Raw genomic sequence first — 17407 nt, 5'->3', positions numbered from 1 at the left:
CCTGAATTGGCGTCGGCGGGTTCATCCCGCCATTCTTCGTGCCTCGGGCCCGTTGCCGGCCGGCGGATGCTCGTGTCGGGTCACTCCTGCGAGGCGTAAGAAGCCGCGCCACGGAGAAGGCGCCGCTCGTCTTCCAGCGACCAGCGGACCGGCTGGCCGTCCTGTCGCAGGTCGCGCACCGGCGTCACCGGCAGATCGAGCAAGGCGGGATAGATGGCGATCTTGCCCGAGACCTTGCCGGCATTGACCGCCTCCAGCGCATCCGGCAAGGCGCCGAGCCCTGCCACCGCTTCAAGATTTCCCGAGAGTTCGAGCGAGCCTTCGACCACGCGATCGAGGACGGCGAGCTGATCGGCGACCGTGCAGCCGGTGGAGCCGGTGATGCGCGCATTGCCGCTGGAGACCAGGCCGAGCGGCAAGGCGCAGGACTGGCCAAAGGGCATGCCGGCAAACAGAACGAGCATGCCGTCCGGTCGCATCAGCCGGGCGCCGCGCTCGATCACCGCGACCTCCGGCGCAACCACCACCACGTCGTCGCAGCCTTCGGGGGCCAGGCGGCCGACGCAGGCTTCGACCTCGCCGTCGTCGATCACCACCAGCGTCTTGCCATGCTGCCGGGCAAGTGGCGCGAAATCATCCTCCAGCGCCTTCAGGCGGGCGCCCTTGCGCGAGGTGGCAATGATGGTCGCCGGCCCGTCCTTCAGCTCCAGGGCACGGTGGGTGTGAATGCGGCCCATGGCGCCGCCCGCACCCAGCACCAGAGTGGTACCGCCTGCCCGCACCTCGAAGCGCGTGCGCGCCGGCAGGAAAGCTTCGGACAGCGAGGGACCCGGCGCACCGAGAAAGGAGAGCTCATGATAATGGATACGCGCTGCATCGAGGATGACATTCTCGCGCGCAAGTTCTGCACCGACCAGGACCATCAGGCCACCCTTGGCGAGACGGCCCGCCACCTGGGCCGTCGCCCCCGCATCGAGCGGGCCGGCAAGGATGATGTCGTCATAGCTCGCCTGCCAGGCTTCGGATGCCGTGAAAGCCTCCAGGCTCGCATGGCTCGCGACCGTCGCCGCACCCTCCACCCAGGCACGCGCGGCCTCGCCGGCACCGACCAGGACAACCTCGCCTGCCGGCGCCGGCAGATCAAAGCGTGTCCCCGGCCTGGTCTCCACCACCAGCAGACGGCCGCCGGGTTTCAGACTCGTGCGGCAATTGGGACGATAGGCTGCCTCCACGCAGGCATAGGGCTCCAGCATGGCAATGGTTGCGGCGCTGACATCGGCCGGCACCGGAAAGACATAAGGTCCCTCGCCTGCCAGCACGCGCGCATCCAGACGAATATGGTCGGCAAAGGCCCCAGGCAGATCCATGCCGACGGTGCGGCGCTTGCCCTCGACCATGATAGCCGGCTGCAGGCCGAGCCTGTCCCCGGGGCGGAAGCGATCGCGCCAATTGGCTCCAGCGTCGACGATCGTCAGCGCCATCTCGTGGCCAAGCACGGCAGGACTGTCGGCAAGATTCCGTTCGGCGAACAGCGGATGAGCCTTGCCCATGCGGATGATCTTGATGTCCGACGAGCAGATGCAGACGGCGTCAATGCGGGCGACCACCTCGTCCGGCCCGGCCGGCTCCTGCCGCTCCTCGACATAGCGCCCGCCCACGCCGATATCGCGGATGCCGCCGCCGGCAAAGGGCCAGCTCCGGTTGAGGGCCGACAGTCCGGAAGGCACGGCATTCTGGGAAAAGGCGGTACGGCGCATAGGATACTCGCTTATTTCAATCGGCTTCTCGCGATGACGCCGTCGGTGTAATCGAGGCGCTCGAGGGCGTTTTCGTGATCCTGGAGGGCCACCAGCGCATAGAGCGCGTCCATGGCGGTGAGCTGCGCCATCTTGGAGACCATCGATTCATACATGCCTTCGCCTCCCGTCGGTTCGGGTGCGGCGCCTGGCAAGGTCAGCACGGCATCCGCCTGCTTGGCGAGAGGCGAGGCGCCGGCGGAGGTGATGGCGATGGTGGGCATGCCTAGGGCCTTCGCCTCGCGCAGCGCCTCCACCGTGCTCTTGGTGCGGCCGCTGTCGCTGATGCCGATGGCGACGGCACGTCCGGCGAGACCGGCCACCGAGAACATCTGGATATTGGCATCGCGGTTGAAGATGCAGGCCTTGCCGATGCGCAGGAAGCGCATGACACCATTCTCGGCGGCAAGGAGCGAGGAACCGACTGCGAAGAACACGATGGTGTGATGCGCCGAAACCAGAAGCGCGGCCTTCCGTAATTCGGCGGGATCCAGCGTCATCGTGGCACCGGTGATGATCTCGGCCTGGCGGCGCGAGACCTTGGCGATGATCGCCGCGGCATCGTCCCCCGGCGCGATGCCCTCATAGACCTCGTGCTCGGCCGCCCTGCCCCGCGCGGCTTTGCGCGTCAGCCCTTCAGCCAGCATGATGCGGAATTCCTGGTAGGAGTCAGCGCCGACCAGGCGCACGAAACGGCTCACCGAGGACTGGGAGACGCCGGCTTCTTCAGCCAGCTCCTTGATGCTCATGGCCTTGGCATCGGCCGTTTTGTCGAGCACGAAATCGGCGATGCGCCTTAGGGTCGGATTGAGCCCGCCGCGCAGGGCGTTGATGCGTCGCGTAATCTCCGTTTGCGGTCCTTGCACGAGCCACTCCCAAAAACCGTTCGTCGGGCGCTCTGCTTAGCATCATTCCGGCCCCTCATTCGTGAAAGTAACTTTCTTTCTGTATGATCTGCAAGGAAATTTCTATCTAGACACCTGACGGTGCCGATGCTAGCGTTTCGGCTAATCGAACTTCCCCGCGAAGTGGGAAGCGACAAGAACTTGTGAGGGAGAAAGCTCGTGAAAAGACTATATTCCTGCCTGGCCGTGGCAGCCTTTGCCTTGTCAGCCGCCACTTTCAGTGGCCAGAGCGCCGCTCAGGAACAGAAGAGGACATATTACTACGCCTCCCAGCTGCAGGGGCACCCCTATCTTCTCGATTCTCTACTTGGCATGGACTACGCCGCCAAGAAATTCGGCGTGAACATCGTCACGCTCGGCCCGCAGAGCTGGGATCCCGTGGCCCATGCTGAGGCGGTGGAGCAAGCCATTGCCAAGAAGCCGGACGGCATCGTGACCACGCTGTGGGAGCCGGGCGCCGTGCCGGCGATCAAGCGCGCCATGAGCCAGGGCATCCCCGTGGTGGTGATCGAGGCGGTAACGCCCGACAGCGGCGCACTGACCTTCGTCGGCCTCGACAATTACGAGGCGGGCGTGGACACGGCCAAGGAACTGATCAAGCGGGCCGGCAAAACCGGCAAGCTGGTGGTTTCCGGCAATTGGGGCGCCTCCAACACGGACGCCAAGTTCAAGGGCCTGATGGACTACCTCAAGGCCAATTCGCAATGGGAACTGCTCGGACGCGTCGACGACAAGGCGACGACGGAGACCGCGATCGACGCCGCCAAGACCATGTTCAACACCTATAAGGACATGACCGGCGTCATCGGGCTGGATTCCTCGTCCGGGACCGGTATCTGCCTGGCGGCCGAGGAGCTCGACAAGGACATCAAGCCCCTCGCCGTCATCGTGCACGATCGCGAGGCGCCGGTGCTGGAATGCGTCCAGAGCGGCGACATCGATGCCACCATCGTCAATAAGACGGCGTTGCAGGCCTATATGGCGATCCAGTTGCTCGAAGCCTACAACGACGAGAAGGTCGGCCTCGCCACCGTGCCGATCTCCAGCGACAACAAGGCAGCCGGCGTCATCCCCTTCCCGCAATATATCTACATGGGAACGCAGGTGATCGATAAAGACAACATCCAGTATTTCCTGGCCGCCAACATGCCGAAGTTCAAATAGGCACGCGCGCCGCAGGCCCTATTCCGTCGCCTGCGGAACCTGCTTTTGCCGGCGAAAGGCCCTTCCCGAAGACCGCTTCGGATCATCCAGACAGGAATGCCAGCCATGGCCGACATCGTCCTCTCGCTGAAGGATGTCACCAAGTCGTTCGGCGCGGTGAAGGCCCTCGGCGGCATCAGCTTCTCCGTGCGGCGCGGCGAGATCCACACGCTCCTCGGCGAGAACGGGGCCGGCAAGAGCACGACGCTCAAGATCATCAAGGGCGACGTCGCCCCGACGACCGGCACGGTGGTCATCGATGGCGAGACCGTCACCGAGTTCCTGCCCTCGAATGCCGCCAGGCACGGCATTGCCATGGTGCACCAGGAACTCGCCGTCTTCGAGAACATGACGGTGGCCGAGAACGTCTTCGTCGACTGTCCGCCGCTACGCGGCGGACTCGTTGATGTTGCCGGGATGAACCGGCGCACGGCCGAACTCCTGGCAATGTTCGAGCTCGACCTCGATCCGCGCACCCGCGTGCTCGAGCTCACTCCGAGCCAGCGCCAGATCATCGAGATCCTGCGGGCCGTGAACGTCGAGCGCAAGATCGTCATCCTCGACGAGCCGACCTCCGGCCTCAACGCCCATGATTCCGACATCCTCCTGAAACTGCTCGCCAGGCTCCGGGCCAAGGGACAGACGATCCTGTTCGTCTCCCACCGGCTCGGCGACGTCATGCGCATTTCCGACCGCATCACCGTCCTGCGCGACGGTACCGTGGTGGAGACCCTCGACAATCAGGGGCTGCAGGAAAGCGATCTCGTCGGCCGTATGGTGGGCCGCAAGCTGGCGCAAGTGCATCATCGCGACCGCCCGGCCAGGGCAAACGAAGAACCTGTCGTCTTCAAGGTCGAGGGGGCAAGGCGGCAGGACGGTTTCGAGGACGTCTCCCTGTCGCTGCGCCGCGGCGAGATCGTCGGCGTTTACGGGCTCGAAGGCTCCGGCACGGCCGAGCTTTCACGCTCCCTCTTCGGCCTCGACCCCCTCGAAGCAGGACAGATGGAAATTTCCGGCAAGGCCGTCGCTTCGCCGGAACCGCGCCGCATGATGGCAGCGGGAGTCTCCTATCTCAACGCCAACCGCAAGGATGCCGGGCTCTTCATGCAGCGCAGCGTTGCCGACAATGTTTCGGCACCGGTACTGCGTCGGTTCGCGCGTCTCGGCTTTCTGAATGAAAAAAGCCTGATGGCAAAAGCCGGCGAAGCAATCAAACGTTTCTCCATCCGCGTCGCCGGCACCAACGTGCCGCCTCGCGAACTCTCCGGCGGCAATCAGCAGAAGGTGATGCTGAGTGCGTGCCTCTCCTGCGATCCAACCGTCATGATCGTCAACGAGCCCACGCGCGGCATCGATGTCGGCGCCAAGGTGGATGTGTATCGGGCGCTGACGGGTCTCGCCGACGAAGGGCGCAGCCTGCTGGTCTTCTCATCCGAACTGCCCGAGATCCTGCTTCTCGCAGACCGCATCCTGGTGATGCGCGCCCGCAAAGTCGCGGGATGGCTCACCGGCGCCGCGATGACGCAGGAGCAGGTCATGGCCCTGGCCGCCGGCAACAAGTGAGGATCGGATGAGCCAGCAAGACACAGCTCCGCTTGCCGCCGCCGCGCCCGCGGCCCCTGCCCGCCGACGCGCCCGCCTCGGAACGGTCCCTCTCCTGGTGATCACCATCGCGCTCTGCGCCTTTCTCGCCGTCACGCGGGAGAATTTCCTGACTGCCAGCAATCTCCATTCGCTCGCCTTCGCCGTCTCGATCGAGGCCTTTGTTGTCCTTGCCTTTACCTATGTCATGGTGCTGCGCGAGATCGATCTTTCCGTTGGCGCGGTCTACGCCCTTTCCGGCGTCCTTTCGGGTTATCTCCTGCTCCAGGGCCTCTCGCTGCCGCTCGCCATCGCGCTCGCCCTGGGCGCTGCCGTGATGGTCGGGTTTCTCAACGGTGTCCTGGTGGTGCGTTTCCGCATCAATTCGCTGATGCTGACCATCGGCACCATGCTGATCGTGCGCGGCATCGTCGGCGTGATGACCACGACGTTGCGCGGCAACATCTTCCCGCGTGAATTTCGCAGCCTGGCCAGGCAGGCCTTTCTCGGCGTCAATATCACCATCATCGCCATGGTCGTCCTGGTGATCGCCGCCCTGCTCTTTCAATGGCGCAGCGTGCTGTTCCGGCAGATGTGCTATATCGGCGAAAACCTGCAATCGGCGACGATCTACGGCATCCGCACGGGTCGCATCAAGGTACTCGCCTTCGTGGCATCGAGCCTGATGGCCGGTATCGCCGGCATCTACACCGCCTCGCGCATCACCCATGCCGATTCCAACATGGGGGTCGGACTCGAATTCAGCATGATCACCGCCGCCGTCCTCGGCGGCGCCAGCCTCTATGGCGGACGCGGCAATGCCGCCGCATCGGTGCTCGGCCTTGTCCTGCTCGCGGTGATCATCAACGGCATGGCGATGTACGACATCGAACCCGTCTTCCAGCAATTCGTCGTGGGAGCCTTGCTGATCGCCACCGTCGCGATCGACACGCTCCTCAACCGTCGTCGCGTCTGAAGGAAACAGCCATGGCAGCCGGTTCCGCCACCCCCAAGACGATGCCCTTTCTGAAGCGCTGGCGACTGGAGCAGGAGGCGGTCACGCTCGGCGTCGTGGCCGCACTCGTGTTCCTATTGGCTTTCGGCGCACCAGCCTTCCTCAACGCCAACAATCTCGACTCGCTGCAGACCAGCCTGGCACCGAACATGATCATCGCCATCGGCATGATGGTGCTTTTCGTCACCGGCCTGTTCGATCTGTCTGTCGGCGCGATCATGGGTCTGTCCGGCATCGTCACCGCCTATGTGCTGTCGGCCGGCTACGGCATGGCCGGAGCCATCGTCTGCGGACTGGCAGTCGGCAGCGTGATCGGACTCGCCAACGGCATCCTCGTCGCGGTCTTCCGGATCAACCACCTCATCGCCACGCTTGGCATGATGTATATGGTCCGCGGGCTGGTCGAGGTCATGCTGATCGGCACCGGTCTCGGCGGTTTCACCGAATTTCCGGCTGCCTTCACTTTGCTCGGCAACGGCCAGGTCTTCGGGATCTATGGCATGTTCATCTTCGCGCTGGCCCTGGTCATTGCCGGCGAGTTCATCCTGCGCCGCACCGTGCTCGGGCGCCGGCTCTATTTTCTTGGCGGCAATCCCGAAGCGGCCGCCATGATCGGCATCAACGCCACCCGCCTGCGCATCGGCGTCTTCGTCTTTTCCGGCTTGATGGCAGCGCTGGCCGGCGTGTTGGTCACCGCGCGCATCGGCATGGCCAATCGCTATCTCGGCGTCGGACTGGAGATGAACATCATCATCGCCTGCCTCGTGGGTGGGGGCAGCATCGCCGGCGGGAAGGGCTCGCTGATCGGGGCCATGCTGGGTGTGGGCTTCATCAGCCTGATGACGAATGCCTTCAATCTCTTCGAAGTCCCCTCCGAATGGCAAAGTTCGGTGATCGGCCTCGTCCTCGTGATCGTGGTGGTGATCGATGCCATCATGCTTCTGCGCAAGCAGCGGCTGTCATGGGCGACCATATTCGGCACGAGATCCCTCAAGACAGGGCGATAATGCCCGCAGCGACTGCGTCGCCCGCTCTCGAACATTCTCTGCCTCCGGAAGTTAGGAGCCCCCGGCCCTCGTCTTACGAAAGTTCGGCTCATGGCTCCCCGGAATTGGCTGGTGACAATCTTCGTCCTGGCAATCGTCCTGATTGCCGGGTGGTACTTGCTCGTCTACCGCCAGAATTATCTCTTCCAGGGCCAGGCACCTCCACACGCACTCGATCAATCCCCGTAGAGTCGAGCAAGGTTTGGCCTCGTTGTCGAGTGGTGTCGAAGCATGCGCAATTCAATCGGGACGCGGTTGCGCTCAGCCGACTTTCGTCGCGCGCCCTCTATGGTCTTTTCGATGCACGCAAGAGCTTCGTGGACGACACGATCTCGGGGCCGGACCGGCCCCCCCGGGGGGCCAGTCCGTCGGTCAGCATGGAAGCGGGCCGCTGGATTTGCCCGCCAGAGGCCCGCTGCCTGAGTCATACGCGCCGAATAGCGATCGCCCCGGCACAAGCTGCGAAAGCTGCGTGACTGGGCGATCGCGGATGCCTTGCCGGACGAAGGCGCGGTTCCAGCCGGTGCATCAACCTAGGCGACCTTGGCTCCAGATGTTTGTCGGTTGATGAACGAGGCCATTTGCGACGGTCCCGTTAGAGGCAGCGAGATTTGGAGCCGGCTCGTATCCCAGGTCACGTTCAGCGAATGACGTGGCGCTTTTTCCTTGAATGTCGTCGGCTCGCGCAGTCCCACGACCGGAAAATCCGTCAGCTTTTTGGGAAACTGCGGCTGCCATCCTGCCTGAAAGGTCGAGGGGACGCCCGCTGGAGACAACAGGTGAGCTTTCGCGGCCGTGAGTTGGATTGGTGGATGGCGGTCGGATGTCTCCTCGGCTGGCATTTCGTCTCGGCGGACCGAGGAAGTCTGAGCGTTGAGGGGCTGCGACAATTTGGAGCCGTCCCTGTAGAGCGCGTTTGCCTTCAAGGACAGATGCCAGGATTTGACCAGAGCGGTCTTGCAGTCCTCGACTGTCGCCGTGCGGGGCATATTGACCGTCTTCGATATCGCTCCGGAGATGAACGGCTGCGCAGCGGCCATCATCCGCAGGTGGCCGTCGACCGAAAGATGGCGCTTGCCATAACGCCCGCATTGGTTGGCGCAATCGAACACCGGCAAATGTTCCGGCTTGAGGTGGGGCGCCCCCTCCAGTGTCATGGTGCCGCAAACATGAATATTGGCCCGCTCTATCGCAGCCTCGTCATAGTCCAGATAGGTCAGCAGGTCGAAAGCCGGGTCCGCGAGGCGGGCGGCGGGGATCTTCAACGTCTGGAGCAGAAAATCCCGACCGATCGTCCACTGTGTGAACGCAGAGCGAATATCGAAAGCGCCGGCCAAAGCCCTTTCGACGGCATCGAGCCGCTCGTCGGTGAACCCCTTTGCCTTCAGCGTGAGGCGATTGATATCCGGCGCGCCCTCCAGCGATTGGCGCCCCGTTGCATAGGCCTCGATATCGCAGATCTGAGTTTCATCATAACCCAGCGATCGCAGCGCCACGGGGACCGCCCGATTGATGATTTTGAGATAGCCGCCACCGGTGAGTTTCTTCAACTTGACCAGAGCGAAGTCAGGCTCGATGCCGTTCGTATCGCAATCCATGACCAGTCCTGTCGTGCCGGTCGGCGCAAGCACCGTCGCCTGGGCATTGCGATAGCCGAACTGCTCTCCCAGCGCCAAGGCCCGGTCCCAAGCCCTGACGGCATGTTCGAGCAGACGGCCCCCATCCGGAACCTTCCGCACCAGCGTAGCGTGATTCAAGGGCACGGGCGGGATGGACAAGCCCTCATAGCCGCCCGTCTGGCCGTGAGCTGCGCGCCGATGATTGCGTATAACCCGCAACATCGGATCGCGATTGGCTGCGAAGCCGGCAAATGCCCCCTTTTCCGCGGCGATCTGCGCGGAAGTGGCATAGCACACACCCGCCATAATCGCCGTCATCGCTCCGCCCAGGGCCCTGCCTTCGTCGGAGTCATAGGGAATGGCCGATGCCATGAGCAGTCCACCGAGATTGGCGAAACCAAGCCCGATCGGCCTATACTGATAAGTGCGCAAGGCGATGTTGCGGGAGGGATATTGGGCCATGGCTACGGTAATCTCGAGCATCAGCGTCGCCAAGCGGCATGTATGCTCGAAGCCATCGAGATCCAGTCGTCCATCGGCCCCGCGAAACTGCATCAGATTGATCGCAGCAAGGGTCGTTCCGGTGTCATCCAGGAACAGAAATTCGGAGCAGGAATTCGATCCCCGGATAGGCCCCGCCACCGGGCAGGTGTGCCACTCGTCGATGGTCGTCGAGAAGTGCACGCCCGGATCGCCTGCCGCCCAGGCCGAATAGGCGATCTGCTCCCACAATTTACGGGCCGGGACCGACTTCATGGCCTGGCGATCTTTGCGTGCCCGCAGCGTCCACGACGATCCCTGCTCGATCGAGCGGAGGAACTCGTTTGAGACGCGCACCGCGTTGTTGGCGTTCTGCCCAGCCACAGTGAAATAGGCTTCACCGTTCCAATCCGTATCGTAGATCGGAAGATCGTCCGGCGGGCACCCCTGCCGCACGAGTTCGATCACCCTGTCTATATAGTTTTCCGGGATCTGAGCTTCACGGGCGAGATGGATCTGCCTGTTGAGTTCGGTGTTGCGCAGAGGATCGCAATTGGCAGCGCCCTCCCCATCTCGACAAGCCTTGACGATGGCATTCAGATGCCTGGCCGACGATCTCGATCCGGCCACGAGGAAAGCCACCTTTTGTTCCTCCTTCACCTTCCAGTTGATGAATTCCTCGATGTCGGGGTGGTCGATGTCGACAATCACCATCTTTGAGGATTGGCGCGTCGATCCGTTGGCGGTGACCAGGCCCGCGGCACGATCGCTGGCGCGCAAGACGGCTATCAGCCCGCAAGCCTTGCCCCCCGCGGCCAAATCTTCGTCCGCACCACGGATGTCGGAATAGTTCGCCCCCGTTCCCGATCCGAGCTTTGCGATGCGCGCTTCATCGGCAATGTGCTGCAGGATGCCTCCCTCGCTCACGAGATCGTCCGCCACGGATTGAATGAAGCAGGAATGCGTTTGGGGCCGCTCATAGGCATTTGCCGACGAGATGACCTGCTGCGCGTCCTCGTCATAGAAGAAATGGCCCTGGGAAGAGCCCTCTATGCCATAGGCCCAATGCAGGCCTGTATTGAACCATTGGGGTGTGTTGGGCGCTATCTTTTGGGAAGCCAGCAGAAATCGATATTCATCGAAAAAAGAACGGGCATCCGTTTCGGTCGTGAAATAATGATGTTTCCATCCCCAATAGGTCGTCGCACCCGCTATTCGATCGAAGACCTTGCGCAGATCCGTTTCGCTCCCATACCGGTCACTTTCCGGCAGAAGCCGCAACGCCTCTTCATCCGGCATCGATCGCCAGAGCCAAGATGGAACGCCGTCCTCGGGCACCGTGCGCAAGCAGGCCGGCACATCTCCCTTGCGCAGATATCGCCTGGCGACGATGTCAATCGCGACCTGACTCCAATTCCGAGGGCTTATGATCCGGGGAAATTGGAAGATAACCGTTCCGTCCGTATTTCGGATTTCACTGGCGGCTTCCTTGAATGACAGCAGCATGTACGGGTCGTCGGTACCAGCAGTATGCAGCGGGTTTATTTGCATGACACGACTCCAATGGAAGTAAAAAAATACCAATGTGGCCCTAAATCGAGATTTCCACATTTTTAATATTATCACTTAATTTAAATTTGTAAGAATTTCCGAAATCACGGCACCGTTCTCGCGCCTCTCGACTCGGCAGGCAGGAAGTTCTTCTTCTTTAAAGTCCCGAGTTTAATTCAATCAGGACAAATCAAATTGGCAGCTATATCCATGTCGCGCGTTGCAAGCGCGACAGGCAACCGGCTGTAGTTTGGCCGTGGCGACGGCCAAATTGCCGTGTAATGACTGCAATGATCTGTTCGCCGCACTGCACTCTTCCATTCAGCCGTGCCCCGCCGGCGGCTAGTCAAATTCAAGTCGCGGGGTGGCCGGCACAAGATGGAACGAAAGGACTGCGGATAGCGGCCGAGACTCATACAAATTGCCGCAACGGTCCGGCGCTCGGAGTCCTGGCGTGTTCGCTCCCGCTTTCGCCGGGAAGCGGGAGTTTTCAGCAGGATGGTACCGCCGCTCGTGCTATCGGGCTGCCGGCTTGCCGGCGCTGGTCATTCGAGTCGAAACGACCGAGGCTGAATGGATTGGCACCCTCCCTAGGAGTGCCCGGCCTTCACCGGCTGACAATCAGCCACTGGGATTGCCGTCTCCTTCGGCAGCGCATGCTGCAGCTCGAGTAGCCGCTCGAACTCGGCCGCCGGCACCGCGCTTCCGAAGTAGTGCCCCTGAAACTCCTGGCAACCTCTCGCTCTCAGCCAATTCAATTGCTCCAAAGTCTCGACGCCTTCGGCTACGACATGAATATCCATCAGCCTGCACATGGAAATAATGAATTCGGCAATGGCGTCGTTGCGGGTGAGCTCGGCAATGAACGACCGGTCTATTTTAAGGCAGCTTATCGGGAAATTTTGCAGATAGGCCAGATTCGAGTAGCCGGTCCCAAAGTCGTCGATGGCCAGCCTCACGCCCAGATTCTTCAGTTGAGAAATGATGCCGTCGGGGCCTTGGCCGCTCTCCATGATGGTGGATTCGGTAATTTCAAGTTCGATATCGCCCGGCGCACAGCCCGTGCGCTCCATCACCGCCGCAAGCTTGGCAATCACGTCACGGCTGCGCAACTGGCGAGGAGACAAATTCGCCGAAATGGACAAGGGATATCCCTTGCGCCGCCAGGACACCTGGCGTTCGATCGCTACCTCCAATACCCAGTCGCCAAGCTGGTTGATCATGTTCGTCTCCTCGCACAGAGGGATGAACTCGGACGGCATGATCAACCCTCTGAGGGGATGCCGCCAACGAATGAGGGCCTCCGCACCGACGATCTGCAGCGTCTTCGTCGAAACACGCGGCTGAAAGAACAGTTCGAACTCCTGGTTGTGCAGCGCGCGCCGAATGTCCGATTCCAAGTCGATCCTGACCTGCGCCCTCTCCTGGAGGGATTTGGTGAAGTAGCGAAAGCAATTGCGTCCATCTTCCTTGGCTTTGTACAAGGCAAGATCCGAGTGACGCATCAGCGCGTCGATGCTGCTTCCATCGTCCGGGAAGACGCTGATGCCGATGCTCGGAGAGATCGTCAATGTTCGCCCGGATATCTTTAACGGCTTGGCGAAAGCCGACAGAATGGCTTGTGCAGTTCGTTCAAATCGATCGGAACGCTTGCCGCTTCGCGCCATGATCAAGAATTCGTCTCCTCCCAGGCGCGCCACAGCCCCGCTGCGGCCGACGACCTTTTTGAGCCGATCGGCCACCTCGATCAGGACTTCATCACCCACCGAATGCCCGAGAGAATCGTTGATCGTCTTGAAGTAATCCAGGTCGAGGAACATTATCGCGACGCGCTCGGCAGCCAGGAGGGCAGCCTCCAGTCGCATGGGGAAATCCCTCATGGCCGAAGTCCGATTGGGCAGGCCGGTTAGCACGTCGTGATAGGCGAGGAATCGTGCCCTCTCCTCGGTTTCCTTGAGATCGGTGAGATCGACCTCGCTCACCAGACAAGCAGGTGATCCGGTAACGGCGTCCCGGCACCTGCGCGCCGTCACCTCGTGCCAACGGACGCCGTGGGTCGTACGTATGCGTACGATCCTCCGAGATTCACCATCGCGGGACAGAGTTTTGCTCAACTGCACAAAGTCATTCTGGTCTGCATAGCGCGCCGACAATGATCGGTCGTTGGGCTCTCGCGTATGGCGTGCAGCCGGATTCTCATAGAGCAGCAATCCGTCTTCGGTATATAAAGAAATCATCATCTGCGTGTGCAGCAGAGCTTCGGCACTACGCAAAGTCTCCGGTGTCTCCGAAGGCTCCCCTAGAGCTTCGCACAGCATCGCCATGCGTCCGTTACGCAATCTCACGCCGCTATACCGAACATGCAACGTCGTTGGACGGCCGCCCGGATAGATTGTCCAAAGCTCCGTAAAGGAAATGTTCGTCCGCTCGAAATCCTCTTGATATTGGCGCAGGCGCTTGGCCACCGAGGCTGACATGTCGCTCTTCATGTCCCGCGCCCGAAGTTCACGCAGGGTCGCAGCCTGCCATACGTCGATGGCGGCCGCATTGGCCCAGAGAACGCAGCTATCGTCGATGTCGAACACCCATACGGGCGTCCTCAGACAGCCGAGAATGGACCAAACGCTTGACGAACCAAAAAGCGGTTCGGAAGCCGTGACCTCGACAGGTTCCTCTAGCACCCCAGCGTATCTCCGTGGGAGCCCGGTAATGTTGATGCATTCAACATATCATTCTCCAAATCGCGCTCAGTATATCAGCTAGTATAGCATGAAAATTCCGAATAATATCTATATACACCCTTCCATTTCGTCAAAATTTGGTCTATATATTAAATCAGTTCAACTTCTATAGAATTAATTTAACTTATAGTTATTTTTACTTTTTTCTAAAATAGATTTCATAATACGCAACACATGCATCGAAATAATAGATCTATCTCGAACAATACCAGGACTAGCACAAAGCCTAAGATCGATGGATTCGGATCTGGTCGAGTGCCGAATGCATTTCTTTCCTGTAGAAGGGCTCCTTCGACAGGGTCCCTGGCAGCAGCATGGTGTTGGCTGTCGGGAATTATTCCTGAAGTGCATATCCGTGCGCTTTCATCAACAACACCGCGCAAAAATTTGGGCTGAGGATAGCCTTGCAAGCAGATAATCGATCAAACCGATAGTAGCTATTTGAACCACCAATGTCTTTGGCAAGAAATCCGGAAACTATACCATGCATCCAGATTTAAGCCGACACCCTCGCTAGTCCGGCCGATCGACGCGCCTTGAACTTCATGCCCCAGTCGCGAACGATCTCTAGGGCATCCCTGTCGCTCTTTGTCACTTCGCCGTCATAAATCACAGCCAAGCCAGTAACCGTAGACCTGCGGGTGGTTTTTTCGGCCGCTTGGCGGCGGCGCGGTTCGTCTATGGGCCAGGCTCGACGCGAAGCAGGGGGCATGGCAAACTTCCTCATTTGCCATGTCGAATGTTCATCGGCCTGATTGCATGGGCGGGCTGGACTTCCCCAGGCGTTGATTTAGGCGTCAATTGCGCTTGTGGCGCCCGCCGAGCAGAGTTGAATATAACTGCCTCGCCGTATTGGCTAGAATATTGCCGCTTCGCGGATCACCCTTGAGCAGCATCTCGGAAAAATGCACCGCCTGCTCAAATGTAATATGTGGCGGCAGCGGGAATACTTCGGGATCGGTCTTGACTTCCAGCACAGTGGGCCTGTCGCTCGAAAGGGCCGCCTGCCAAGCCTGTCCGAGATCCTCGGGCCTGTCGACCAATAGACCTTTAAGCCCGATCAGCTCTGCGAAACGGTGATAGGGCACGTCAGGAATTTGTTGGGAGGCGTCGAATTTTGGATCGCCCTCCATCACGCGCTGCTCCCAGGTTACCTGATTCAGATCCTGATTGTTGAAAACGCAGATGACCAGACAGGGATTCGCCCATGTCCGCCAATATTTGGCAATGGTGATCAACTCCCCCATATTGTTCATCTGCATTGCGCCATCCCCGACCAGGGCAATGATCGGCCGGTCCGGATGAGCGAGCTTTGCGGCGATCGCATAGGGAACCGCCGCACCCATCGAGGCCAATCCGCCCGAAAGAGAAGCCATCATGCCGGATCTCAGTTTCAGATCGCGCGCAAACCAATTGGCGCATGAACCTGAATCGCTCGTGATGATAGCCCGCTCAGGCAGGCGTGAGGACAATTCCCACACCACCCGTTGCGGATTGACCGGATTGGCGGGCCGCATGGCCCTCTCCTCCAATATATTCCACCACTCCGTCACGTCCTCTTCGATGGAACGCCGCCAGTCCGCGTCGGCCTTTTCCTGGATCAACGGCAACAGCGCCCGGAGCGTGTGCCTGGCATCTCCGACGAGGTTGACCTCCATGGGATAGCGCAGCGAAAGCATCGCAGGCGAGATGTCGATCTGCACGCCCCTCGCCTGTCCCTCCTCGGGAAGGAACTCGGCATAGGGAAAGCCGGAGCCGATAACGAGGAGGGTGTCGCAGCTGTTCATCATGCGGTAGCTCGGTCCGGTCCCCAACAGGCCGATCGCGCCCGTGACATGCGGCTGATCGTCGGGAACGACAGCCTTGCCCAGGAGAGCCTTGGCAATGCCCGCCTGCAAAAGCCCGGCGATGGCCGAGACTTCCTCCTCCGCCCCGAGAGCCCCGGCTCCGACGAGAATCGCTACTTTCGAGCCGGCGTTGAGAACATCGGCCGCCTTTTGCAGATCTTTGTCCTCCGGCATCACCCTCGGGCCGGCATATCCTACGCCTGAATGCAGCGTGCCGTGCTTGCGAGGAGGATCCTCGTATTCAAGACGCTGCAGGTCGTTGGGAATGATCACGGCCGTCACCTTGCGCTCGCCGAGCGCAATGCGGATGGCGCGATCCATCAGATGGCGGACCTGCGGAACGGACGAAGCCTGCTGAACGAAGGCACCGGCCACGTCCTTGAACATGCTCGTCAGATCCAGTTCCTGCTGATAATGCCCGCCCAAGGCGTCCCGAGATTGCTGGCCGACAAGGGCGAGAACCGGGACATGGTCGAGGTTGGCATCATACAATCCGGTCAGCAAATGCGAGGCACCCGGGCCGGAGGTCGCGATGCACACGCCGAGTTCGCCCGTAAATTTGGCATGGGCTGCAGCCATGAAGGCCGCCATTTCCTCGTGCCTTGCCTGGATGAACTCGATCTTGCCATCGGAGCGATTCAGAGCGCCAAACACGCCGTTGATGCCATCGCCGGGATAGCCGAAAATCCGGCGCACGCCCCACGCATACAGGCGATCCACGATGAAGTCGCCGACGGTTCCGGCCATGACCATCTCCTGCTACCGTTGTGGCGACCGAACCAGCAAGGCTCGTCCCTGTTCCGGAGCCGGAACAGGAGGGCGGTGATCATTTGGGTGCCCGTTATCGCCGCCCCCCTACTTCATCGATATGCTGCAGAAGATCGAGCGGATCATCGTAGACGCGGATTGCTCCCGCATCCTGAAGTTCATCGGTTCCGTAGCCGCCACTGAGCAGCCCGACACCCAGAGCCTTGCAGCGCACCGCAGCCAGCATGTCCCAGATGCTGTCCCCAACCACAATGGCGGTTTCGATCGCCACTCCCAGCCGCTCAGCCGCCGCCAGAAAGAGGTCTGGGTCAGGCTTGGCGTATTTGACCTGATCCCGCGTCACCACCGGGGAACGATCAGGATCGACGCCGAGCGCTGCGAGATTGACAGCCGCGGTCTCCATGCGTCCGCTGGTGGCGATGGCCCAGGGAATGCCGGCTTGTGTCAACCAATCGAGCAGTTCACGGGCGCCTGGCAGCGGATGGATGCTGCTGCCATAGCGTCGATAGGCGGCCGCATGATTTTTACGCAAGCGTTCGACTCGCTCTTCACTGATATCCAGTCCGGTCTCACGCAGGAGCTGGTTGGTGAATAGACCCCCGCTCATGCCGATCTTGCGATGAATGCGCCAGACAGAGAGCTTGATACCCTCGGCATCGAGGGCCTCCTTCCAAGCCAGCACGTGCTGATAAACGCTGTCGACAAGCGTGCCGTCGAGATCGAACAGGAATGCTGGCTGAATTCGTGTGCTGTTGGCCATTGCAGTCGTCCTCCTGGGTTGGCGTTCATCGTCCTGCCGGAACGCTCAAAGACGGTTTTCGGATAGTCGGGAGCTTGTGATCTGCTCCGTCTCCG

General features: G+C 60.8%; 10 protein-coding genes. 4 read left to right on the top strand and 6 right to left on the bottom strand.

All coding sequences use genetic code 11. The features are described from left to right. Positions 1-80 precede the first annotated feature (80 nt). Together C5L14_RS00505 and C5L14_RS00500 are read right to left on the bottom strand one after the other, a co-directional pair. A complete protein-coding gene (locus C5L14_RS00505) occupies positions 81-1757 on the bottom strand; it encodes an alcohol dehydrogenase catalytic domain-containing protein (protein ID WP_105860077.1) in 1677 nt (558 codons plus the stop codon). A gap of 11 nt (positions 1758-1768) precedes the next feature. Further along, a complete protein-coding gene (locus C5L14_RS00500) occupies positions 1769-2662 on the bottom strand; it encodes a MurR/RpiR family transcriptional regulator (protein WP_105860076.1) in 894 nt (297 codons plus the stop codon). Positions 2663-2860: 198 nt separating this feature from the next. On the opposite strand from C5L14_RS00500, the gene C5L14_RS00495 reads away from it, so the two are divergent. The 4 genes from C5L14_RS00495 (at position 2861) to C5L14_RS00480 (ending at position 7507) form a co-directional block, all read left to right on the top strand. Beyond that, entirely contained in the window at positions 2861-3865 is a 1005-nt protein-coding gene (locus C5L14_RS00495; RefSeq protein WP_146126797.1) for a substrate-binding domain-containing protein, read from the top strand. A 105-nt stretch (positions 3866-3970) separates the two neighbouring features. Further along, on the top strand, positions 3971-5467 hold the full coding sequence (locus C5L14_RS00490; protein ID WP_181160944.1) for a sugar ABC transporter ATP-binding protein: 1497 nt from the start codon (positions 3971-3973) through the stop codon (positions 5465-5467). 7 nt (positions 5468-5474) lie between these two features. Then, complete coding sequence (locus tag C5L14_RS00485) at positions 5475-6461, top strand: ABC transporter permease (RefSeq protein ID WP_105860073.1); 987 nt, start codon at positions 5475-5477, stop codon at positions 6459-6461. 11 nt (positions 6462-6472) lie between these two features. Continuing rightward, complete coding sequence (locus C5L14_RS00480) at positions 6473-7507, top strand: ABC transporter permease (RefSeq protein WP_105860072.1); 1035 nt, start codon at positions 6473-6475, stop codon at positions 7505-7507. Positions 7508-8079: 572 nt separating this feature from the next. Here the strand turns inward: C5L14_RS00480 and C5L14_RS00475 are convergent. From C5L14_RS00475 to C5L14_RS00460, 4 genes are all read right to left on the bottom strand, one after another. Further along, positions 8080-11196, bottom strand: coding sequence for a vitamin B12-dependent ribonucleotide reductase (locus C5L14_RS00475; RefSeq protein WP_105860071.1), 3117 nt, complete (start codon positions 11194-11196; stop codon positions 8080-8082). Positions 11197-11786: 590 nt separating this feature from the next. Next, entirely contained in the window at positions 11787-13781 is a 1995-nt protein-coding gene (locus C5L14_RS00470; RefSeq protein WP_210203190.1) for a putative bifunctional diguanylate cyclase/phosphodiesterase, read from the bottom strand. 953 nt (positions 13782-14734) lie between these two features. Next, positions 14735-16531: a thiamine pyrophosphate-requiring protein gene (locus tag C5L14_RS00465; RefSeq protein WP_105860070.1), complete on the bottom strand. Its 1797-nt coding sequence runs from the start codon at positions 16529-16531 to the stop codon at positions 14735-14737. Between the two features lie 94 nt (positions 16532-16625). Next, positions 16626-17312, bottom strand: a complete 687-nt coding sequence (locus tag C5L14_RS00460; protein WP_105860069.1) for an HAD family hydrolase — start codon at positions 17310-17312, stop codon at positions 16626-16628. Positions 17313-17407 lie beyond the last annotated feature (95 nt).

The sequence above is a fragment of the Labrys okinawensis genome (assembly GCF_002982075.1).
Taxonomy (GTDB): Bacteria; Pseudomonadota; Alphaproteobacteria; order Rhizobiales; family Labraceae; genus Labrys; species Labrys okinawensis_A.
The sequence above is the reverse complement of the archived record's forward strand: the minus strand, read 5'-3'. Positions and strand labels throughout refer to the sequence as shown.